This is a genomic window from Paraburkholderia aromaticivorans, assembly GCF_012689525.1.
Taxonomy (GTDB): domain Bacteria; phylum Pseudomonadota; class Gammaproteobacteria; order Burkholderiales; family Burkholderiaceae; genus Paraburkholderia; species Paraburkholderia aromaticivorans_A.
Genome location: NZ_CP051517.1, coordinates 120,873 through 142,975, shown reverse-complemented (window position 1 = coordinate 142,975; position 22,103 = coordinate 120,873). Strand labels below are relative to the sequence as shown.

Annotated in this window: 24 protein-coding genes and 1 pseudogene; 19 read left to right on the top strand and 6 right to left on the bottom strand. The window is 58.9% G+C overall.

All coding sequences use genetic code 11. The features are described 5' to 3' along the window. Positions 1-231 (bottom strand): annotated as a pseudogene (locus tag HF916_RS49690) (chromosome partitioning protein ParB); the annotation flags it as partial. Between the two features lie 221 nt (positions 232-452). Between HF916_RS49690 and HF916_RS49685 the strand changes: the two are divergent. The 9 genes from HF916_RS49685 (at position 453) to arsC (ending at position 6,102) form a co-directional block, all read left to right on the top strand. After that, positions 453-866 (top strand): antirestriction protein, encoded by a 414-nt coding sequence (locus HF916_RS49685; RefSeq protein WP_168796005.1) that lies wholly within the window; start codon positions 453-455, stop codon positions 864-866. Positions 867-928: 62 nt separating this feature from the next. Continuing rightward, positions 929-1,249 carry a hypothetical protein gene (locus HF916_RS49680; protein WP_168796004.1) on the top strand — a complete coding sequence of 107 codons (321 nt, stop codon included), beginning with the start codon at positions 929-931 and terminating at the stop codon, positions 1,247-1,249. Then, entirely contained in the window at positions 1,246-1,440 is a 195-nt protein-coding gene (locus tag HF916_RS49675) for a hypothetical protein (RefSeq protein ID WP_168796003.1), read from the top strand. The genes HF916_RS49680 and HF916_RS49675 overlap by 4 nt, the downstream gene beginning before the upstream one ends. Before the next feature lie 55 nt (positions 1,441-1,495). Next, positions 1,496-1,720 (top strand): DUF3717 domain-containing protein, encoded by a 225-nt coding sequence (locus HF916_RS49670; protein WP_168796002.1) that lies wholly within the window; start codon positions 1,496-1,498, stop codon positions 1,718-1,720. Beyond that, complete coding sequence (locus HF916_RS49665) at positions 1,717-2,127, top strand: hypothetical protein (protein ID WP_168796001.1); 411 nt, start codon at positions 1,717-1,719, stop codon at positions 2,125-2,127. Before HF916_RS49670 ends, HF916_RS49665 begins: the two co-directional genes overlap by 4 nt. Positions 2,128-2,473: 346 nt before the next feature. Continuing rightward, positions 2,474-3,013 (top strand): hypothetical protein, encoded by a 540-nt coding sequence (locus HF916_RS49660; protein ID WP_168795883.1) that lies wholly within the window; start codon positions 2,474-2,476, stop codon positions 3,011-3,013. A 717-nt stretch (positions 3,014-3,730) separates the two neighbouring features. Continuing rightward, positions 3,731-3,997, top strand: coding sequence for a DUF1488 family protein (locus HF916_RS49650; protein ID WP_168795999.1), 267 nt, complete (start codon positions 3,731-3,733; stop codon positions 3,995-3,997). Positions 3,998-4,588: 591 nt separating this feature from the next. Next, positions 4,589-5,683, top strand: a complete 1,095-nt coding sequence (locus HF916_RS49645) for an ArsO family NAD(P)H-dependent flavin-containing monooxygenase (protein WP_206002081.1) — start codon at positions 4,589-4,591, stop codon at positions 5,681-5,683. Next, positions 5,680-6,102, top strand: a complete 423-nt coding sequence (gene arsC, locus HF916_RS49640) for an arsenate reductase (glutaredoxin) (RefSeq protein ID WP_168795998.1) — start codon at positions 5,680-5,682, stop codon at positions 6,100-6,102. The genes HF916_RS49645 and arsC overlap by 4 nt, the downstream gene beginning before the upstream one ends. 78 nt (positions 6,103-6,180) lie before the next feature. On the opposite strand, the gene moaA is transcribed toward arsC, so the two are convergent. The 3 genes from moaA to HF916_RS49625 form a co-directional block, all read right to left on the bottom strand. Continuing rightward, complete coding sequence (gene moaA / locus HF916_RS49635; protein ID WP_168795997.1) at positions 6,181-7,308, bottom strand: GTP 3',8-cyclase MoaA; 1,128 nt, start codon at positions 7,306-7,308, stop codon at positions 6,181-6,183. A 78-nt stretch (positions 7,309-7,386) separates the two neighbouring features. Then, positions 7,387-9,864, bottom strand: coding sequence for an arsenate reductase (azurin) large subunit (locus HF916_RS49630; RefSeq protein WP_168795996.1), 2,478 nt, complete (start codon positions 9,862-9,864; stop codon positions 7,387-7,389). Between the two features lie 16 nt (positions 9,865-9,880). Then, the gene (locus HF916_RS49625; protein WP_168795995.1) at positions 9,881-10,405 is read right to left on the bottom strand and encodes an arsenate reductase (azurin) small subunit; all 525 of its coding nucleotides are present in this window, start codon (positions 10,403-10,405) and stop codon (positions 9,881-9,883) included. Positions 10,406-10,581: 176 nt separating this feature from the next. Here HF916_RS49625 and HF916_RS49620 point away from each other — a divergent pair, with 176 nt between their 5' ends. The 4 genes from HF916_RS49620 to HF916_RS49605 are packed head-to-tail and all read left to right on the top strand — an operon-like array spanning position 10,582 to position 14,631. Continuing rightward, positions 10,582-11,460, top strand: a complete 879-nt coding sequence (locus HF916_RS49620; protein WP_168795994.1) for a PhnD/SsuA/transferrin family substrate-binding protein — start codon at positions 10,582-10,584, stop codon at positions 11,458-11,460. A gap of 10 nt (positions 11,461-11,470) precedes the next feature. Next, positions 11,471-12,928: a sensor histidine kinase gene (locus tag HF916_RS49615; protein WP_168795993.1), complete on the top strand. Its 1,458-nt coding sequence runs from the start codon at positions 11,471-11,473 to the stop codon at positions 12,926-12,928. 14 nt (positions 12,929-12,942) lie between these two features. Continuing rightward, entirely contained in the window at positions 12,943-14,280 is a 1,338-nt protein-coding gene (locus HF916_RS49610) for a sigma-54-dependent transcriptional regulator (protein ID WP_168795992.1), read from the top strand. 42 nt (positions 14,281-14,322) lie between these two features. Continuing rightward, on the top strand, positions 14,323-14,631 hold the full coding sequence (locus tag HF916_RS49605; RefSeq protein ID WP_168795991.1) for an acylphosphatase: 309 nt from the start codon (positions 14,323-14,325) through the stop codon (positions 14,629-14,631). Positions 14,632-14,716: 85 nt separating this feature from the next. Here the strand turns inward: HF916_RS49605 and arsB are convergent, their stop codons facing one another. Together arsB and HF916_RS49595 are read right to left on the bottom strand one after the other, a co-directional pair. Then, positions 14,717-15,790: an ACR3 family arsenite efflux transporter gene (gene arsB / locus HF916_RS49600; RefSeq protein ID WP_168795990.1), complete on the bottom strand. Its 1,074-nt coding sequence runs from the start codon at positions 15,788-15,790 to the stop codon at positions 14,717-14,719. A 2-nt stretch (positions 15,791-15,792) separates the two neighbouring features. Further along, a complete protein-coding gene (locus HF916_RS49595) occupies positions 15,793-16,308 on the bottom strand; it encodes an arsenate reductase ArsC (RefSeq protein WP_168795989.1) in 516 nt (171 codons plus the stop codon). Between the two features lie 249 nt (positions 16,309-16,557). On the opposite strand from HF916_RS49595, the gene pstS reads away from it, so the two are divergent. The 6 genes from pstS to phoB all read left to right on the top strand — a co-directional run bounded on the left by pstS (position 16,558) and on the right by phoB (position 21,770). Beyond that, the gene (pstS, locus tag HF916_RS49590; RefSeq protein WP_168795988.1) at positions 16,558-17,577 is read left to right on the top strand and encodes a phosphate ABC transporter substrate-binding protein PstS; all 1,020 of its coding nucleotides are present in this window, start codon (positions 16,558-16,560) and stop codon (positions 17,575-17,577) included. A 188-nt stretch (positions 17,578-17,765) separates the two neighbouring features. Beyond that, positions 17,766-18,671, top strand: a complete 906-nt coding sequence (gene pstC / locus HF916_RS49585) for a phosphate ABC transporter permease subunit PstC (RefSeq protein ID WP_240975896.1) — start codon at positions 17,766-17,768, stop codon at positions 18,669-18,671. Beyond that, the gene (gene pstA, locus HF916_RS49580; RefSeq protein WP_201142204.1) at positions 18,671-19,531 is read left to right on the top strand and encodes a phosphate ABC transporter permease PstA; all 861 of its coding nucleotides are present in this window, start codon (positions 18,671-18,673) and stop codon (positions 19,529-19,531) included. The genes pstC and pstA overlap by 1 nt, the downstream gene beginning before the upstream one ends. Continuing rightward, complete coding sequence (gene pstB, locus HF916_RS49575; RefSeq protein WP_168795986.1) at positions 19,518-20,306, top strand: phosphate ABC transporter ATP-binding protein PstB; 789 nt, start codon at positions 19,518-19,520, stop codon at positions 20,304-20,306. The genes pstA and pstB overlap by 14 nt, the downstream gene beginning before the upstream one ends. Before the next feature lie 9 nt (positions 20,307-20,315). Beyond that, the gene (gene phoU, locus HF916_RS49570) at positions 20,316-21,029 is read left to right on the top strand and encodes a phosphate signaling complex protein PhoU (RefSeq protein WP_168795985.1); all 714 of its coding nucleotides are present in this window, start codon (positions 20,316-20,318) and stop codon (positions 21,027-21,029) included. A gap of 12 nt (positions 21,030-21,041) precedes the next feature. Further along, positions 21,042-21,770 carry a phosphate regulon transcriptional regulator PhoB gene (phoB, locus tag HF916_RS49565; protein WP_168795984.1) on the top strand — a complete coding sequence of 243 codons (729 nt, stop codon included), beginning with the start codon at positions 21,042-21,044 and terminating at the stop codon, positions 21,768-21,770. Positions 21,771-22,103: the final 333 nt, after the last annotated feature.

Below are 22,103 nucleotides of genomic sequence, written 5' to 3'. Positions count from 1 at the left end.
CAGCTTGCGCTGCTTGCCACGCGATTTCATTTCATGGGTGACGAGGTTTTGCATGACGCCCGCTGCGGCGATGTTCCCGGCCAGCGCCTCGATGCCGGTAGGCGCTTTGCGGCGCACGTTGTGCGGCGACTTGCATAGCAGACCGAGCGGCACGTACTCGATCGGCGTGTCGTTGACGAAGCTGGTTTCTGGAACGGTTTCAGTTGCACGGCTTTCAACAATGTGATCCACGGTTATCTCCGGTTATGGCCATCGCACCACGCGAGGCACATAACCATTATACGGACAAAATGACCTAAGTAAAGAATATATCAACAGGTGTCGTTTGGAATTATTAATTGGACTTCAGGATTGATTTAAAATGAAAATCAAAATACTAATTATTTAGGACAAAATGTCACTACAATTAAGTTGTGCCTCGCGTGGTGCGATGGCCATAACCGGAGATAACCGTGATTGCTAATGAAACCAGAATCTCGTCAAACGTTGTTGTTGATGAGTTACGCCTGAATTTCCTTCCTCACTACCTGGGCGCGCAATACCTCCAGGGCGAAGCGTTGGTGTACGACTGGGCCGCGCGCCTTTCGAGTGCCTACAACGGCGGTTCGTGGGACTTCTTCCAGTTGTCGAACGGCGGCTTCTATATGGCCCCTTCGAACTGCGGACGGGTGCATGTGCGGTGGCATATGAACGGCTACAGCGACATGATGGGCGCGGACGCCTTCGGAATCGTCGTCACGCTGTTTGCCCTGTGCCATCTGGCGGAAAAGTGCGGCGATGACAGCATTATCGAGCACTACCACGAACTGCGCGCCTACGCGACGCAGCACGTAGAGGCCGCGAACATTCTCCGCGCTATCGACTAATCAACTAGCCCCGGCCTGCGGGCTGGGGTCTTTCGCCCTATCTGAAAATCAGTGAGGAAGAAATGGACATGACGCAAATTCGCCCAACCTGGCTGACCGCACTTCTGCCTTTGCTGGCCGTCTACCAGTACGGGGACCGTGAAATCGTGCGTGCTGAACTGTTCCGCATGGCGCTGTCGGCGGATGCTGCGGCGAAGACCGCCGACGCGCTGCACCGCATCGCCAACATGCTCGACCGGGACGGTCATGCGATCGACATGCACCGCGACGAGCTTCGCGCGATCGCGCGTGCCGCGCTTTCGGAGTTCGACCGCGTACCACCCCGCGCGCCTCTGGTAGCAGTTCACGATGCGGTGCGCCACACTCGCGGGCGTGCCGCATGACGACAGAACTGAAACGGGGTTGCGAACTGAAGCGCGGCGACGTGCTGTGCACATGGTTCGGCAATCAGACGATTCTTGAAATGCTGCCGTACCGCGGCCCGTTCGACTTCATCTGCGGCGTGGCGAAGTTGCCGGATGCCGAAATGTCGATCGACCGGGGCGGACTCTACGAAGTGTTGTTCGCCCAATAACCTGAACCGCCCGCGTGCGTATGGACACATTTGCGCGCGGGCTTCGGAGCCTGACATGCCAACCTTTACAATTGCCGAGATTGAACGGGCGATCAACGTGTGGCGAAACCGCCAGGCGTCTGGAGAAGACGCGGCGCTGTGCCCGAAAGCGCGTCACCTTGCCGATATCTATGGCGAGATGATCTACACACACGCAACGGCCATCGACGTGTCTTCGCTGTCTGCCGAGCAGGTGGAAGCCGTGACGACTGCCCTTTATCAACAGGAATTGCCGCTATGACCGACGAATCGAAGTTCCCCCCCGAAGTGCTCGAACAGTTTCGCCGCGAGCAGGAGGAAAGCGACGCCCACTTTACTGCCGCGCCTGCGCGGTTTTTTGAGGCATGGAAACAGGCTGTGATGCTGGCCGGTCCGGTGTATTTCGGCGATGGCACCAGCGAGGCCGTTGAGACGGCGAAAGACAAATGGGCGCTCGCGCCCAATGGCGCGGTCATTCTCGATGCCTTCGGTGTTCTCAGCAGCGGCGAGCGGACCTTCCTTGCCGCGCTGTATTCGTTCTACAACTCGCACGATAGCGTTCTTCTGTGGGAGAAAGCAGGCATCAGGGGCTTTGCCGACCTGTCAGGGCTGGACCTTGTTCGCCGCAAGCTGATCGCGGAGCTTTTGCTGAACTACGTTGGTTGGTAACGGGCAGGTGTGGCTGTGTCCGAGGCTGACAGGCACCGGCACGCCTGTCCGATCGCAGACGCGGGTGCCGGGCAGCCCCCTTCCTGCTAAACCAGGACTCGTATTGACTGGGAGCCTATCGCGCGCGCCTGCGCGCCCGGATCGAGGCGCACGGGGACCCGCGCCGGGAGGCGTGGGGAGAGCGCCGACCCGCAGCGGCAGCGGAGGGACGATCCGGTGAGGCACCGTGCAACTGCGGTGGGGGTCGTCAAGCAGCCGCAGGCTGCGTGTTTCCACCGCGGCAAAGCCGTGGGGGCTGGATCGAGGACAGAGGCACCAATGAATCGTTCAGGATCAGGAGGGCACCATGTTTCGAGTGCAGGTCTGGGATGACGAAGCGAACCGCTATTTCGATGTGGTGCTCAGTTTTGACCAGTGGGGGGCGGTCGGATTCAGACACGCGCAGCCTGGCGATACGCCGGCGGAATACGACGATCCAGGGGAGGCATGGCGAGATGCGGCTGACCTGCAGGAACGATTCGACGACGTGATCGTTACACTGTTCGACATGTCGACCGGGGAGCGACACTTTGATGAGCGCAACCTGCCGGAGGTTGGCGCAGATGCCAGTGAAGCTTCGGCGGCGCCCGAAATCTGGACGGACGACTGGATCATCCAGCGTGCCGTGCGTATACGGGCGGTGAGTGCTGGTGGTGACGTGTACGAACCACGGCCGGGATATACGCACCCGATGACTCGCGATCAGGCAGTCAAGGCGCTCGAGGAGTGCGAAGCGCGGTGGCCGGAACATGAGTTCCGCGCGCATCGATTACGGCTGGAAGAAAAGGTCGCGGCGGACGTGATCGACCGGGCGCGAAGATCCGTCCGATCCAGGAAGTACGACTAAGAGAAAAGGCGATAGAAAAATGACAGTTGATATTCATACACCCATTCGGGCCGAGTGTTTGCTCCCGGCGGATGAGGGATGGGAGCGGCCTCGGGGCGCTGAAGTTCAGGAGGTGGTGCGACGCATCGGCCTGTCGGGTCGGGCTCTCGCCAGGGTGCTCGGGCTGAGTGAGCATGGCGGCCGCCAGGTCAGGCGCTGGATAAGCGGAGAAACGCCCGTCCCCTATATAGCGTGGGCAATTCTCTGCGATATGGCGGGCTTGGGCACGATCTGGCGTGGCAAAACACTCGAATTGGGATTGAGTGGCATGGCTGAATCAGCATCCGATGATGAATGATCTCGGTGCGGTCATCGGCAACGTTTCATCTTCACGCTTGGATGGCCATTCAAACGGCAGTTCCGCTCAGCGTCCGCGGCGCATGACTGGCCCAAATAGTTATTTTGAGCGAGAAAACCAGAAAGCGGAATGTTCCGCCCTTGGTCGCCCGACGGTTTAGGCTGGCGCCCCGCAGCGGACCGCGCGTTGTCAGCCGATTTCTCCGTTCTCGACTTGCCGGCTTGTCTCTTCCGGAAGCGCGATTTCGGCATCTCGCTTCCGCTCCCCGACGCTCGATGTTGGGCAAAAGCGACGAGCGTCGTTCAGGTTTTGTTGAAATTTCCGGCGTCTCGCCCGTACGATAAGTACAGTACGTGGAAACAATCAATCGAGCGCCTATCGTGGAAGCCCTTGAACTTGAACCCAGCGTTTCAAAGGACGGTGTCGTTTTTGCGCTGTCACTGTGCGGCCGCGACATCGCGTGCGTCGTCACGCGCGAGACACTCGAGCAGCATTTCTGGGTGCAACCTGGAGCACCTGATGCGCGCGTCCTCAATGCCTTTTCCGAAGGGCGCAGGCGCATCGTGGCTTTGGCGGAACGTAAGGCCCGTGCCCGGCCAGGCGAGCGTATCGTGCTGACCGTCGATGACTTCGACCTGAGGAAATAGCGCGTCGGGCAGCTTGAAGGACGATGCGGAACCAGCCCCGGGGTGAAGGGGACATGATGGCGGAAATCACGGGATCACCGGAGGCCGTGGCACTTGAGCGCGTCGCTGACGCGGCACGGGAAGTGCAAGCAGCCCTTTGTTCCGGCGGTCCCGACACCCAGCTAGCGCGTAGTGCATCAACGCCTCGAGAGCGAGTATCTCTTGACCATACTGCAAGACTTCTGATACCCCAAGCGTGACGGAGATTGTTCACGTTCTTACCTGGCTCGTAGCGCCGCTGCAGCGCCTGGAGAGCTCACCGGCAGCGACCGCCGCACGACTCAATTCCATCTGCTGTTTCGCGAGAGGCACGCGCTATCTGGGGCAACAACTCCGCGAGCTCCTGCAGCGTAACGTGCTGCTCGGCGCATGACATGGCACCCACACCGGCATACAGTTCTAACGCCCGCTCTATCAATAGCTGCAGACGTGCGGCGGACGGCCCGAGGCCGCTGGTAATCTTCGACAGGTCAGAAGCCAATACACACCTCACAGACTCACATCGAACACAACCTATCCAGTATTATCGAAGTATCATCTACCTGATTCGATATGTCTATCAGCAACACTTCAGCGGCAATTCCAATCGATGTCGTCGTTGTCGGTGGCGGTCAATCGTCGCTCGCAGTCGCCTATTTCTTGCGCCGGGCCGGCATCGGCTACGTCGTGCTCGATGACCAGCCGGCGCCTGGCGGAGCGTGGCAGCATACCTGGGACTCGCTTCACCTTTTTTCGCCGGCACAATGGAGTTCACTGCCCGGATGGTTGATGCCAGCCACGGCAGAGATATACCCATCGCGAGACCATGTCATTCGCTATCTGACCGAGTACGCGAAGCGCTACGAAATTCCGGTCCGCCGTCCTGTGGACGTGACGTCGGTGTCGCGTCGCGAAGACGGGCTGCTTGTATCAACGGACCACGGCGAGTGGCTTGCAAAAGCTGTAGTCAGTGCCACCGGAACATGGGCGCGCCCATCTATTCCGGACTATCCGGGGCAAGCCTGCTTCGAAGGTGAGCAGTTGCACTCAGCCCACTATAGGAAACCAGAGATATTCCACGGAAAGAATGTACTGGTTGTAGGTGGTGGAAACTCGGGTGCACAGATACTCGCCGAGCTGTCGCAGGTCTGTCACACAACATGGGTTACGTTGGAAGAGCCCACTTTATTGCCGGATGATGTTGACGGACGCGTGCTCTTCGAACGGGCAACTGAACGGTGGAAAGCCCGTGTGGAAGGTCGCGCGGACCCCGCACCTACAGGCGGCCTGGGCGACATTGTGATGGTACCGTCGGTGCGCGACGCCCGTGAGCGGGGAGTGCTGCATTCTGTGCGACCGTTCTCGCATTTCACGGTCGACGGCGTCGTATGGAAAGACGGCTCCCACGCGCGCGTCGATGCCGTTATCTGGTGTACCGGCTTCCGCCCGGCACTCGAACATCTGCGGCCTCTGCATGTCCTTAACGACGCCGGCCGCGTCGATGTAGTCGAAGGTCGCGCGGTGCTGGAGCCACGGCTCTGGCTGGTCGGATACGGCGAGTGGTGCGGCTTCGCATCCGCCACGCTCATCGGCGTGATGCGCTCTGCCAGGTCAACGGCAACACAGATCGGCCAATATTTAACTTCTTTTGAGGACACAACTCCATGAGCGTCACGATTTACCACAACCCGGAATGCGGCACCTCGCGGAACACGCTGGCCATGATTCGCAATGCCGGCATCGAACCGACCATCATTGAATACCTGAAGACACCACCGACCCGTGAACGGCTGGTGGAGCTTATCGGCCGGTCCGGCCTTAGCGTGCGTGAAACATTGCGGCAGAAAGGTACGCCTTACGCGGAACTTGGTTTGGATGACCCCTTGCTTGGCGACGACAAGCTTCTGGATTCAATGTTAGAACACCCAATACTCATCAATCGTCCTTTCGTGGAGACTCCGCATGGCGTTCGGTTGTGCCGGCCGTCCGAGGTTGTTCTGGACATCCTGCCGGAGGCACAGAATGTGCCGTTCACGAAAGAGGACGGAGAAATTGTTGTCGATGAACACGGGCGTCGCGCGAAGTAGGGAAATCCATCGCTGTGAGCGGAAGACTCTGGAATGTCCTCTTCCGTGATGGATGGTGAAGCGGCCATAGGCGCGGCATCAACCGCCGATGAACGACATTTCAACCTTGGAGCGACCGTGGGCGGCGCCGCTTTCGCCACGTTGCTCTGAATATCTGTCGGCCCTTCGCCTCCACAAGTCCGCAACCAGTTGGCGCAACGGACTATCAGTGCGTCCGTTTCGCAGTGGCGTTCGTAGGTCCAGGCCGCGTGAGGCGAACAGACAGGTGAAGAGCTGGCCGTCTGCAGACAACCGCAACCGCGTGCAGCCTCCGCAGAAAGGCTGTGTGACGCTCGAGATGACACCGATTACTCCCTGAGCATCGGCATAGTGGAATCGAACCGACGTATCCGAAGGTTTGGTGCGGCTTGCCGGTACCAGCGGGAAAGCGGCGTCAATAATCCGTAGAACCTCGGACGAAGGCACCACCGATCCCATATTCCAGCCGTTGCTCGTGCCGACGTCCATGAACTCGATAAAACGGACTTCCACGCCTGTTCCCCGGAAGTATCGGGCCATGGGTGGAATCTGGGCGTCGTTCACTCCACGCTTGACCACCATGTTGACCTTAACCGGAGCGAAACCGACTCGTAGCGCCGCGTCGATTCCTTCGAGCACGAGCGCGGCGGGATAACCAACGCCATTCATTCGCTGAAATACGGTCTCGTCTATTGAGTCGAGGCTGACGGTGATGCGCTTCATTCCCGCGTCCCACAGCGACTGTGCCTTGCGACTGAGCAGCGAGCCGTTTGTCGTCAGCGTTAGGTCGACATCTGCGCCCGAAGGCGTTCGCAGTCGAGCCAGCCGCTCGACAAGATATTCAAGGTTCTTTCTAAGCAGTGGCTCTCCACCCGTGAGTCGAATTTTTTCAACACCGAGATCAACAAACACACGTGCAACGCGCTCGATTTCTTCGAAGCTGAGCAATTCCCGTCGGGGCAGGAATGCGTAGTCCTTGCCGAACACCTCCTTCGGCATGCAGTAGACGCAACGGAAGTTGCAGCGGTCCGTAACCGAAATGCGCAAGTCTCGCAACGGGCGATGGCGCGTGTCCAGAAGCGGTAGCTCTGCTGCCGTTATGTCTTGTGCACGGAAACCACGTTCCGTCGAGTCAGCGGCGCCGACTTCGACAAGCGGAATGACCCGCCCCAGAGTAAATGCCTTCATCGCAGCTCCACTCCCACGTGCGGATAGCCGCCGGCTCAAAAAAGAGAATACGGCCGACAATGCGCCGGCCGTCGTCACCTATGTATAACGGCGACTCTTGAAGCTGACCTTTTGCTTGTAATCCTCCATCGACCCGACCCGACGGATATTCGCCCACGTGCCCTTGTAGTACGGAATGATGTTGCGGTCCGTCCATGTGGTCGTGAGGTTGTCCTGGATGCCGTTGATGTGGCCAAACACCATGAAGGTCTGGTCATGCTTCAGTTCGGCAGCCGGATAGGCCATTGCGTACGTGGACCCAAAGTCGTTGAAGACTTCGACGATATCGCCCGCGCCAATTCCGAGCCCCTGTGCATCGTCCGGGTTGATTTCGATATAGGCCATCGGGTCCCGGTCACGAACGAATTCGTTGTACTGGTCGTGATAAACCGTTTGCCACACTTCGTTCGTACGACCGTTGTTAATCCAGAAGCGGTATTTCCCTTTCTGGTCTGCAACCAGCTTTGGCAACCCTGGCCAGGGAGACGGCTTGAACTGCGCCTTGCCGTCTGGCGTATCGAATTTGCCGTCCATGTACATCATTTCGGTGCCGACGAGCTTCCCACCTTCCCACGCCTTCGCTGGCAACTGCACCCCGTTGTTGGCCATGACGCGTAGCCGTTCGTAAGTGACCAGGTTACCGGTATTGCCGCCCTGGCTGTCTATCTTTTCCACGCCCGGTTGCCCGGCGCGACGGAATCCATCGTTGAACGCGTCCTCTTCGGTCTTCCAGTCGAAACCCTCAAATCGAGCGACCATCTTCGTGTTGCCATCTTTCTGATACATGGCGCGCAGCGTGTTGGCAACGCGCGCGGCGATAAGGCAGTCTGGCATCGCGCTTCCGGGCGGGTCCATGAACCGCTCGGACAGGCGCATGCGGCGCTCACCGTTCATCGACGTCAGATTCATCTCACCCGGGTGCGTTGCGGGCAGCATGAGGTGCGCGGCCTCCTGGAGCTTCGTCGGATAGATGTTGATGCTCGTCACGAACAGACCGCCTTTGCTGGTCGCGTCGTAAATCACATCGACCAGTTGCTCCGTGCTCGCACCACGTGCACCCAGCATCGCGTCTTTCACGATTTGCGAGCGACGCAAGACCACCTCGCGCAGACCCTGCGCATTGTTGCTCGTCTGGAAGTTATTGCACGCCCACCACGTCATCATCCGTCCCTTGCCGTGGATGAGCTCCTGGTCGATGTATATCTTTGTATTGCCGGGATATGGCGGCCTCGTGTATCCCTCCTGATGTCCGCCCATGCGCACGCAGCCCGTGCCTCTCCGTCCGACATTGTGAGTGGCCAGCGCAACGTCCAGCAGCGACGACTGAATCAGATAATTGTCGTTGCCCCAGATGATGCCCTTTTCGTAGGTATGCATCGTTCTCGGAAACTGGCCCGGCCCCTTCGGCTTATATGACCACTCCGCTGCGGTCTTGATTTTTTCAACCGGTACACCCGTGATTTTGCTGCAATCGTCGAGTGACAGCTTGTTGGCCTGGACAGCCGCGTCAAATCCATTCGTATGCGCAGCAATGAAGTCTTTGTCAATCCATCCCTGCTGGACCACGTAGGTAAAAATCCCGTTGAATAATGCAATGTCAGTGCCCGGCTGGATATCCAGATGTAGCACGTTGTCCTTTCCGGCTACCTGCTCGGCAATGGCAACAGTTGGCGTGCGTCGCGGGTCCACGAATACGACTTTTGTTTTCGGGAGTGCCTCGCCTGGGAAGCGTTGTTTTTTCTTGTCGAGCGTCCCGCCCTGCAGGTTCGGCACCCAGTGATTCAGGAAGTAGTTCGTCTGCGTTTCGTACGAATTCGCGCCGATAGACCAGATGACATCGGCTAGCTCAGCATCCTCGTACGAGTTGTTCAGTTCCCCAACACCCATCTCACGGGTAGCGTGGCACTCCGAGTTGTACGCGGGACGGTTGTGAATGCGGACCATCGGTGTCTGCAGCGCGGTAAACATCAACTTGCCGGAACCCCACGTGTTCTCGAATCCGCCTCCCGCACCACCATGGTCGAAGGCAGAAAAGACAATACCGCTCGGGCCATCCTTGTCGAGCACCTTCTTCATCAGGCCGGCGTAGAGCGCCAAAGCCTGGTCCCAGGTCGTATCGACCCACTGGTCGCTCAGGTAGATGCGTGGTTGTCTCAGACGCTCCTGGGTGATCCCGTCAGCCGCGTACATGTACATCGCCATCTTGCCGCCGCGCGTCGAACTCAAGCCGCTGTTCACGACGCAGCTCTTGTCCGGAACAATCATGATGGTGTGGCGAGAGCCGTCGCGGTCGGTGACCACGTTTTCCATCGCAGGCGTCATGATGAGCGAGAGCGGTGGCAGCTGCTTGCGGAAATCAACGCCAAGCGCATTCTGGTTGGGTGCGCGACCACCTTCCTGGTCTTCCGGCCACTTGTACACGTGGTATCCGCATCCGACGATGCAGAAATGGCAGGTCATATTGGTTCGCTGGGCCGTGACCGGCGGTAGCGCAATGCGGTCCTTATCGGTAGGCATTTTCAGCTCCTCGAACTCAAAGTACGTTGGCCTGGCGGCCGTATATCAACCCTTCCACGCCGACTGCCGACACGGTGCCTGTCTTCTCGTCATAGTGAAGTCGCACGCGCGGCAGATTTTCGGTGGCCTGCCCGGCAATCATCTGTCCGGCTTTCTCCGCATCGAACATGCTGAAGTGGCAGGGACACTTGAAAACCTTCGTCGTGGGCTCGTATATGACAGGACAGCCCATGTGGGTGCACATGGCGCTGTAGGCGACGATATCGCCATCCGGTCCAACGCCACCCGGTACCCGGCTGCCTAGCTTGAGCGCTGTGCAGGGCGACGCGGCATCGGGGTAGGCAAACGAGACTGGCGCGTTGAGCGCCATGCCGCCGACATGGGCTACGGGTTTTCTCGGATACGGAAGTTTCGTCCTGCTCGTATCCGTTGTGTTCGCGGCAGAAGCCACGTTCGGAGCAAGCGCTGACGCGGCAGTAGCCGCAATCGAGCCGCCACTGATTTTTAGAAATGTACGGCGTGCGACTTTTAAGTCTGACATGGTCTCCTCCTCGCTTGAATCTTGCTCGGGTAGTCGTTAGCATCGACTTAATGGCAAGACGTATGCCATGCAGTCAAACGTCCGCCGAGAGCCTTGCGCACTGCGGGTAGTAATTCAGCAGACCTGATGGACGCCATTACCGTCCGGTAACGGTTCGTGATTGGGGGAGAGCCGTTATGTCACCAATTCGTAACATCGGGCGGCGGCGGGTTCTGCGCTTCGCGTTAGGCGTTCCACTCCTCTCGTCCTTCAAAGTTCCATTTGCCAGCGAAGGCCCGGCGGTTGCGTTCGGTACGACCGCTGTATTCCTCGACAACGAGATCAACCTGCTGGACCGGTGGAGCCGCGAGCTTGGTGCGGTATGCAGTGCAGACGTGAAGTTTGTGCAGCGCAATAGCTATCGCGAGATTGACGACCTGCTGGCCGAGAACAGGCTGGATGTAGCGTGGGTCTGTGGGTTTCCGTACGTCACGAACCCACTGACGATGCGGTTGATGGCGATACCGGACTATCAGGGGCAGCCGCTCTATCGTTCGTACCTGATTGTTCCCAGAAGCGACACGCAGACGACCCACATCTCGCAGCTTCGGAACCGGGTGTTCGCATACAGCGACCCGCAATCAAATTCCGGTTTTCTGGTCCCGACTACCGAACTGATACGTGCGGGTATCCGGCCGACCCGCTTTTTCAGGAAGTCATTCTTCACGTATGCGCACAGGAAAGTTGTTGATGCCGTGACGACTGGTCTCGCGGACGCGGGTGAGATTGATGGCTATGTCTATGACACCATCGAGAAGCAGTACCCGGAACGCACCCGCGACGTACGCGTTGCGTGGCGCTCCCCGCAGTATGGTTTTCCGCCGATTGTGGCGCGTCACTCGCTCGACGACGAATCGTTTCTTCGTATCCAGAGTGCGCTGCTCGGGATGAAAGACCGTCCTGAAGGTCGGGATGTGTTGCAGCGATTGAACCTTGACGGTTTCGTGCCGAACGACGACAAGGTGTTCGACGGTATCCGCAGCCTGGTTGCGATTCTGAACTCCGGGCCGGTGTAGGGTCACGCAGATGCTGTCCCATCTCAGCTACCGCTACAAGATTCCGCTCGCCCTGAGCGCAGTCATCCTGCTGACGGAAATACTCGTGACCGTCGCGCTCGTAAGCGTTGCGGTATCCGATGCCAGAAATGACCTCGAAAGTAGCGCCCAGAATCTGTGCCGCGTTCTCACGCTGTCGGTTCGAGACCCTATGGTCAAGGACGACCTGTGGCGTGCATTCGAAGCGATTCGAACACCGGTGGCGGTCAGGGAGCCCTCGAATCCGCTGAAGGAAATCGTTCTGTTCGATGCCAGGGCGCGGGTGTACGCGTCAACCTCTCCCCGGGAGGAACCTGTCCAGCGGCCGGTCGCCCATCTTCCCGCCCAGTTCGGTACGGTCATCTCTCATCTTGGAGGCTCCGGTGACCCGTTCTTCTTCGACTTCCCTGGATTGTTCGCGAGCCGTGATGTCACCGCCGGCATGCCAGTGAATTCCGACGACGGGAGCCGCCTCGGCTATGTGGTGCTGGTCTATGACGCCAATACCTTCTACGGCCGCGTGCGCTCGACGCTGCTCAAGCTCGCCGTAGCCACGGTGCCAGCTTTGTTGCTACTGATACCGTTGGGCTGGGTGTGGGGCGACCGGATGGCGAAGCCGCTCCTGCGCCTCGCAGCGGCCATGGCTCGCGTTGGAAAGGAGCATCCGGAAAAAGTGGGAGCGGGCATCACCGCGCAAAGTAACGACGAAATAGGTCAACTGGAACAGCAGTTTCGGACCATGCTCGCAGAACTGGCGCAAAAACAGGACCTGGAACGCGAAGTGGTCGTCTCCGAGAGACTTGCTGCCGTAGGCCAGGTCGCAGCCGGCATCGCACACGAAATCAACAATCCGCTCGGCGGCATGCTGAACGCTATCGATACGCTCAACACTCACGGTGAGCCCGACGCTCAAACAAAGAAGACACTGGGGCTGCTCGAACGCGGTCTTGGCCAAATCCGCGCGACTGTCGGCGCGTTGCTGTTTGAGGCGCGGCTGGACTCACCAGCGATGAGTCTGTCGGACTGGCAGGATTTGAAGCTGTTGATAGCGCCGCAAATACAGGCTAAGCAGGCAGCGTTTCATTGGGACATCGAGCTGGACGAGGCGATAGCACTACCCGCACACCTGGTACGCCAGCTCGTTCTCAACCTGCTGCTGAACGCTGTGAAGGCAGTGGAAGTTGGCGGGCGCGTTGACTGTCTGGTTGCAGTCAACGGATTTGGGCTGCAAATAACAGTATCGAACACCGGTCAGCACATATCGGGCGTTGCGATGGAGCACCTGTTCGAACCATTCGGGTCGGTTTCCAAGGCCGAGGGGCGGCGGTCGTACAGCCTCGGATTGTGGGTGAGCTATCAAATCGTCACGCAGCTCGGTGGCACAATTTCAGTGGACAGTGCACCGGGACGGACGTACTTTGCCGTGCTGTTGCCGGTTACTTCTCCGTGAAACAGGAGAGCATCATGTCGACCACGCTTATCTGCGTTGTCGAAGACGACCCCATCATGGGCGAGTCTTTGGCTGACCGCTTCCGTCTGGAAGGGTTCGATGTGGACTGGCATACCGACGGTGAATCGGCGTTCGGCGCTATGCAGAATCGCCCTTATCAGGCCGTCATCAGCGATATCCGGCTGCCCGACATTTCTGGCGAGGACCTGTTTTCGCGTTCGGTGGCCGCGCACGGGTCCGTGCCGCCATTTGTTTTCATCACGGCTTACGCGTCAGTCGATACGGCAGTTGCTCTCCTTAAAAACGGCGCAGCAGACTACATCACGAAGCCGTTCGACATAGGCGCGCTGGTCGACAAGGTCAGACTTCTCACAGGGACGGGCATACCCGACCGCGCCATGCCCGCGCAGAGCGAGCTGGGTGTGTCCGAAGCGATGCGGCGCCTCGCCGAACTCGTGCCGAGAGTCGCAGGTCGAGCCAAATCGATTCTGATTACCGGCGAATCGGGTGTCGGCAAGGAAGTGCTCGCGCGGTTCATTCATCGCCATGCGCCTGGCGACGCATTTCCGTTTGTCGCAGTCAACTGTGGTGCCGTTCCGGAGACGCTTCTCGAATCCGAATTTTTTGGCCACGAGAAAGGAGCCTTCACCGGCGCGGAGCGGCAGAAGAAGGGGTACTTCGAACAGGCTGAGGGTGGCACGCTCTTTCTCGATGAGATAGGCGACTTGCCTCTGTCGATGCAAGTGAAGTTGCTGCGTGCGCTGCAGGAGCGACACGTCACGAGAGTCGGTGGTGAGAGAGGATTCGAGACCACCTTCTGGCTGGTCTGCGCAACGAATCGGGACCTCGCGGAACTGGTCCGGGTCGGAAAATTTCGGGAGGACCTCTTCTATCGCATCAACATCCTGCAGCTACGCGTCCCGGCACTTCGCGACAGGCCCGACGATGTCCTATGGCTTGCCCATCGTTTCGTACGCGACATTGCGGGCCGGCTTGGTGAACCAACGAAACTGTTTCATCCCTCGGCCGAAGCGCGACTGGCGACATATGGGTGGCCCGGCAACGTGCGGGAGTTGCAAAACCGTCTTGAGCGCGCATGCATCGTGTGTTCCCGCAACATGCTTTTTTCGTCCGACATCTTCGAGGAGGATGGGTCCCAGGCTGCAGCAGCGCTGGACATGGACACTCCGCTCGAAGGCTACATGGCTGCATGCGAAAACGCGTTCATTCGCGCCGCGCTGCTGCAGCACCAGGGCCACATCTCAGAGACCGCCCAAGCCCTCGGTATTTCGAGGAAGAGCCTGTGGGAGAAGATGCGCAAGCATGCGATTGCGGCCGAGCCGCTTCATTGAACCGCCCTCACAGGTGCGTCGGCATGCAACGGGACTACGCGCATGGAATCTCACGAGAAGGACGAGCCGCTCGAGACCCGACTGGTACAGGTGCGTGGACAGGTGCAGGGCGTGGGCTACCGGGAGGCCTGCGTACGCCGCGCGCGAGAGCTGGGCGTCACAGGCTGGGTCCGCAACCGAATAGACGGTTCAGTAGAGGCGATACTGCAGGGCTCGCCGGAGCAGCTGGCAGCCCTGTGCGCCTGGCTCAGCGAAGGCATGTCCGCTGCGCTTGTCGAAGCGCTTGAGGTAACTGAGATGCCGCCACCGTTTGCCCGCTTTGACAATTCCGAGCGCTTGCCCACGCTGTGAAGGTAAGCAAATCGCTCCGGTGAAAGAAGGCATCGTTCCGCATTCATGAGGCACCGGCGCCTTCTCCGGGCAACTCCTGAGTCAGTTACGACGTCCGCTGGTACCAGTGTCGCGATGAGTTGACCACCTTGACGACGACGAGCATGACCGGTACTTCGATAAGTACGCCCACCACAGTCGCCAATGCGGCGCCAGATTTGAGTCCGAACAGACTGATTGCTGTCGCAACCGCCAATTCGAAAAAGTTGGACGCGCCAATCAGGCAGGACGGAGCAGCGACGTCGTGTGGCACGCCCAGCTGCCGGTTCGCCAGGTAGGCGAGCGACGAATTGATAATCACCTGAATCAGGATGGGCACTGCGAGCAGCAGGATGACCACTGGCTGAGCAATGATCTGCTCGCCCTGGAACGCGAAGAGCAGTACCAGCGTCAGCAGCAGCGCAGCGATGGAGAACGGACCAATCTTGGACAGCGCTCGCTGGAAAGCCTGCTCGCCCCGGCGTAGGAGAGCCTTGCGAACAATCTGGGCGATGATGACCGGGATGACGATATAGAGCACTACGGAAGTCAGCAGCGTATCCCACGGCACCGTGATGTTCGAGATGCCAAGCAGCAGTCCGACAACAGGTGCAAAAGCGAACACCATTATCAGGTCGTTTAGCGCGACCTGCGACAGCGTGAAGTACGGGTCGCCCTTGGTCAGTTGGCTCCAGACGAAGACCATCGCTGTGCAGGGCGCCGCAGCGAGCAGGATGAGGCCGGCGACGTAGCTGTCCAACTGGTCAGCGGGCAACAGCGACGCGAACGCGTGCCGCACGAAAACCCATGCCAGAAACGCCATCGTGAACGGCTTGACCGCCCAGTTGATGACGAGCGTCACACCGATGCCTTTCACCTGGTTGCGAACCTTTCCCAGCGAGGCAAAGTCGATGCGCAGCAGCATCGGAATAATCATCACCCAAATCAGAATCCCGACCGGGATGTTGACATGGGCCAGTTCAAGCGTCGAAACGGTATGCACGGTGCCGGGCAACAACTTGCCGAGGACAATGCCGACCACAATGCACAGCGCGACCCAGACGGACAGATAGCGCTCGAAGAATCCGATTCCACTGGGTGCCCGGCGCGCTACTTTTGCGGCGGTTTGACTGCCTGCCATCGTTACTCTCCTTTCTCACGCAGCGACGTACCGATGTTCTGCATTTCCTGCTGGATTGCGATGCGGTCCAGCTTTTCGAATGGCAGATTCGTGAAGAGCTCGATGCGCTTCCTCATCTGAACATAGGCCTGCAGGAATGCCTTGCGCTTGTCATCGTCCGAGCCTTCGGCCGTCGACGGGTCAGCTACGCCCCAGTGTGCTTTGGCAGGGTGACCGGGCCAAATCGGGCATACCTCGCCGGCTGCGTTGTCGCAGACAGTAAAAATGAAATCGATTTGCGGTGCGCCGTCTTCAGCGAACTCGTCCCAGCTCTTGCTGCGCAGCCCTTCGGTCGAAATCCCCTGCGAACGCAGCAGGTCAAGCGCAAAAGGGTTCGGAGCCGTTCCGGGATGGCTGCCGGCGCTGTAGCCGACGAACCGGTCGCTCGCGAGCTGATTAAGCGCCGCTTCAGCAAGAATAGAGCGCGCGGAATTGTGCGTACAGAGGAACAGGACGTTGTATTTGCGGTGTTCGGTCACGAGATTCTCCAGCCTGTTTCAGGCAGCGGCTTGTTATATCGACATCTCTAATATAATGGAAATGTCGTTGTGCGGCAAGTTGCCCCGTCCGCATCATGCCTCAGCGGCTACGGGGCAATCCGCTCGTCACATAAATTTCATAAAGCCGAACCCTTGTCACCTGAATGTCACGAACTATACTTAGCATCCCGACAGTCGTAACGTATCTAGTTTTATGGAAATGATGCTTACTTACTGAGGATGACCAAGATGAATACGCGGTTTGTGCAACGTCTGGCGGGTGCTTTAGTAGTGGCAACCTTCGCGGTCGCCGCCCACGCGGTAGAAATCACCGGCGCCGGTTCCACCTTTGTGTACCCCATTCTCTCGAAGTGGTCTTCGGACTACAACCAGGCTTCGGGCACCAAGGTCAATTACCAGTCCATCGGTTCCGGCGGCGGCATCGCGCAAATCAAGGCCGCGACGGTCGACTTCGGCGCGACCGATATGCCGATGTCCATCGAGGACCTGAAAGCGAAGGAGATGGGTCAATTTCCTTCCGTCATTGGTGGCGTCGTTCCGGTCGTAAATATCGAAGGTGTCACGCCGGGCAAGATTCGTTTCACCGGGCCCGTTCTCGCGGACATCTACCTGGGCAAAATCAAGAAGTGGAGTGACCCGGCCATTGCGAAAGCCAACCCGGGTCTGAAGCTGCCGGACGCCACCATCACCGTGGTGCACCGCTCCGATGGTTCTGGCACCACTTTCAACTGGGTCAACTACCTCTCGAAGGTCAGCCCGGAATGGAAGACCAAAGTCGGTGAAGGGACGTCTGTCGCATGGCCCACGGGCGTCGGCGGCAAAGGTAACGAAGGCGTCGCAGCCTACGTGAACCGCCTGAAAAACTCCATCGGATACGTCGAGTACGCCTACGTGCTGCAGAACAAGATGACGTATGGCTCCGTGCAGAACAAGGCCGGCAACTTCGTTGAACCGAACGCGAAATCGTTCCAGGCAGCAGCGGCAACCGCAGACTGGACCAAGGCACAGGATTTCGACCTCGTGATGACTGACGCTGCGGGTGCTGATGCCTATCCGGTTACTGCCACGACGTTCATCGTCATGTACAAGCAACCGAAGAACGCTGCGCAATCGAAGGCAACCATCGAATTCTTCCGCTGGGCGCTCGAGAAGGGCCAGCAGCAGGCCCAGTCTCTTGACTACGTTCCGCTGCCGGAGCCGCTCGTCAAGCAGATCGAGACGTACTGGTCGACCAACTTCAAGTTCTGACGGTCCCGCAACCCACGGTGGCGTGGGGCCGATGGCGCCCGCCACCAGTAGAGGAAATGTTCATGCCCACTACTGCTGAAGAACTGGCCAAAGGGTTAGACGGTGAGCGCCGAAAAGGCACCGTCCTCGGTACCGAGCTGACGTTTCGGGCCCGCAAGCGCTGGCTACCCGATGCGGCGGCGGACCGCATGTTCTGGTTTGCGGCCTTTAGCGCAGCGATATTCGTCCTGGTCCTGCTATCTGGCGTCGCGTTCTCGATGCTGTGGGGTGGCCGGCTCGCTTTCCAGACGTTCGGCTGGCATTTTCTCGTCAGCACCGATTGGGATGCCGTGGCTCACAAATTTGGCGCGTTGATTCCAATCTACGGCACGCTGGTGAGTTCTTTCCTGGCGCTGCTCATCGCGGTCCCAATCAGCTTTGGTATCGCGATGTTCCTCACGGAAATCGCACCTCGCTGGATGAAGGGACCCGTCAGCACCGCAATCGAGCTGCTCGCTGCGATTCCCAGCATCATCTACGGCATGTGGGGCCTGTTCGTGTTCGCCCCAGTGCTTGCCGACCATGTTGAGCCCTGGCTCATCAACACGTTTGGCGACGCGTGGCTGATTGGCCGGCTGTTCTCGGGCGCGCCCATCGGTCTCGGCCTGCTGCCGGCCGGCCTGATTCTCGGCATCATGATTATCCCTTTCATCACCGCTGTGATGCGCGACGTCTTTTCCGCGACGCCACAGATGCTCAAAGAATCTGCTTTCGCGCTCGGGGCAACGCGGTGGGAAGTGATTCGAAAGGTCGTTCTTCCGTACACACGCTCAGCGGTCATTGGGGCCATTTTTCTGGGTCTCGGTCGAGCATTGGGCGAAACGATGGCGGTGACCTTCGTGCTGGGCAACGCCCACGACCTGAGCGTTTCGCTGATGGACCCCAGCAACTCCATCGCGGCGACCCTCGCCAATGAGTTCACCGAAGCCGATTCGCCCATCTACCTGTCGTCGCTCATCGCGCTGGGCTTCGTCCTCTTTGTGGTCACGTTCATCGTCCTGGCATTGGCAAAGATTTTGCTGCTGCGCCTGAACAGCATGGAAGGAGCGAAGTGATGGACACAACCTTCGACATGAAGAAATTCCGTCGGCGGCGCATGACGAACAACGTTGTTTTCGTCCTGTCGGTCCTGTCGACGCTTTTTGGCCTGTTCTGGCTGTTCTGGATTCTCGCGACTACGGTGATAAATGGCTTCGCGGCGCTAGGGCCGAGCCTTTTCACGCAGATGACACCGCCACCAGGTCAACAAGGGGGGCTTCTGAACGCGCTGTACGGTAGCTTCCTGATGATAGGTATCGCATCTCTCATCGGCGTACCGCTCGGATTGATGGCAGGAATCTATCTGGCCGAGTACGCACGCCGTACGCGCCTTGGTGCAGTCGTGCGCTTCGTCAACGACATCCTTCTGAGCGCACCGTCGATTGTCATCGGCCTGTTCACCTACGAGCTCATCGTGCGTCAGATAGGCCACTTCTCAGGCTGGGCCGGAGCGGTGGCACTTGCCATCATCATGTTGCCGGTCGTCATCCGGACCACCGATGAGATGCTCCAGCTGATTCCGGACAGCATGCGTGAGGCCGCACTGTCGCTAGGCATCCCGCGCTGGAAAATCAGTTCTCGCATTCTTCTGAAGGCTGCGAGCGCCGGCATCGTGACTGGCGCGTTGCTCGCCGTCGCCCGCATCAGCGGGGAAACCGCGCCGTTGCTCTTTACCGCACTGAACAACCAGTACTGGTCAACGACGCCGAACGGCCCGCTCGCTAATATTCCGGTCGTTATCTTTCAGTACGCGATGAGCCCGTACGAGGCGTGGCACACGCTGGCGTGGGCTGGCGCGTTCCTGATGACGGTGTTTGTCCTGGCGCTGGCCATCCTGTCACGCACCTTCTTCAATCGCGCTCATGCCTCCCGTTAAGATGCCAACCGCCCGGACGACCAAAGCGCGCATCTCTGTGCGCGGACTGAATTTCCACTACGGCCGACGTCAGGCGCTGTACGACGTCAACGTCGATTTCCCAGACCGGGAAGTGACCGCAATCATCGGCTCGTCAGGTTGCGGCAAGTCGACACTGCTGCGGGTTCTGAACCGGATGTACTCGATTTATCCAGAGCAGAAAGCGACTGGCGAAGTCGAGATGGATGGAAAAAACATCCTCGACCCGCAATTCAAGCTGAACGAGTTGCGTCTGAAGGTCGGTATGGTGTTTCAGAAGCCTACGCCATTCACGATGTCGATTTACGACAACGTTGCGCTGGCGATTACCCATCATGAAGTGTTAACGCGCAGCGAACTGGATGAGCGCGTTGAATTCGCGCTGAGGCAGGCTGCCTTGTGGGATGAGGTAAAGGACAAGCTGGACCAGAGCGCGTTAGCCCTGTCTGGTGGACAACAGCAGCGTCTTTGTATTGCCCGTGCGCTAGCCATCGACCCGGAAGTGTTGCTGCTGGACGAACCGACTTCCGCGCTGGACCCGATAGCAACCGGCAAGATTGAAGACCTGCTGCATGCGCTGCGAAAACACTACACGGTCGTCATCGTCACTCACAACATGCAGCAGGCGGCCCGCGTCTCGGAGCATACTGCGTTCATGCATCTGGGGAAGCTCATTGAGTTCGGCACCACCGAGCAGATTTTTTCGAAGCCCAACCAGAAAGCGACCGAAGACTACGTCACCGGCCGTTTCGGCTAGGGAGCGAAAATGCCCGATAAGCACCTCTCCAGCCAGTTCGACGCTGACCTCAATCTGGTATCCAGACGGCTACTCGAGATGGGCGGTCTCGTGGAACAACAGATTGCCCGTGCTATGCAGGCGCTGGACACCTTCGACCTCGATATTGTCGAACAGGTCATCTCCGATGAGCATCGGTTAAACACGATGGAAGTCCAGATAGACGAGGAGTTGAGCAACATCATCGCTCGTCGCCAGCCTGCCGCTAAAGACCTCCGGTTGCTGATGGCAGCCTCGAAGACCATCACCAATCTCGAGCGCGCGGGCGACGAAGCGCGAAAGATAGCGAAACGTACGCGACGCATTGCAGAAGACGGCGCGGCGCGAACAATCAACATCGCAGAAATCAAGCTGTCGGGTGAAATGGCGACGCACATCCTGCGTCGGTCTCTGGACGCATTCGCAAGGCTTGATACCGTCGCCGCAGCTCAGATTGTTCGCGACGACCAGGCCATCGACGAGCAGTTTCGCGGGTTTGTTCGCAAGCTTGTGACGTACATGATGGAAGACCCCCGGCGCATCTCCGTTGGGCTCGACTATCTATTCGTCGCCAAGGCCATCGAGCGTATTGGCGACCATGCGACGAACATCGCTGAATTCATTATTTATGTCGTCAAAGGTACGGACGTGCGCCACCTGCCACACGAAGAACTCGAGCGCCGTGCGCTGGATACCAAGGACTAACGGGCAGCCATTATGCAAATCAGCGTGCTGATAGTCGAAGACGAACCCGCCATCATCGAGTTGCTTGCTGCCAACCTGAAGCATGCCGGCATGCACCCGCTGCCAGCTCGAGACGTCACGGTCGCGAGCGCGTTGATAGCGGAAGTTCTGCCCGACCTGATTGTGCTGGACTGGATGCTGCCCGGCATGTCTGGGCTCCAGTTCATGCGTCTGCTTCGCGCTGACTTCAGGACTCGCGACGTGCCGGTCATCATGCTGACGGCCCGGGATGAAGAGCAGGACCGAGTGGATGGCCTCGAAACCGGCGCTGACGACTATCTTGCCAAACCGTTCTCGCCCAAAGAGCTTGTCGCCCGTATCAAGGCGGTCCTGCGCCGGCGAGCCCCACAGTTGACGGACGACGCGGTCACTATCGGCAGCCTCACCCTGGACCCGGCGACGCGGCGGTTGTTCGTGAAGGACGACGATGCGGAACTTCTTGTGCATCTTGGGCCGACCGAGTTCAAACTACTTCACTTTTTCATGACGCATCCCGAGCGTGTACACAGCCGTACGCTGGTTCTTGATCAGGTGTGGGGCGACCATGTGTTCATCGAGGAACGAACTATCGACGTGCACATCAAGCGACTACGGGCGGCACTGAAGCCGGTCGGCTACGACGCCATCATCGAAACCGTTCGCGGTAGTGGTTACAGGCTGTCTCGAGAGCCGCAGCCGCGACGAATGGAAAAGGCTGCGTAACGCCGGCCGATTTTGCTCGTCAACGAATGCGATGCACCTCCAGGCGAAAGCGCCGCTACGTTCATGAAATTCTCCAGTCATCGCGTTAGAACTGTTGGTGGCCATCGGCACGGTCATCACAGACCGTCTGCGGCGGCGGTGCCGGGCACACAAAAAACGCACTTTCTACTCTGGGGGCCGGTTCGATTTCTCCTGGGCATGGTACAGATGGCGTTCGCCCTAATAGCCATCGCGGAACTCCTGCTCCATGGACTCTCGCCAACTGCTCTCGGTTGTGCTGCGGTGTCGAGCATTGCAACGTTGCTCAGTCGCCTGCTGTACCGTGGCCGCGGC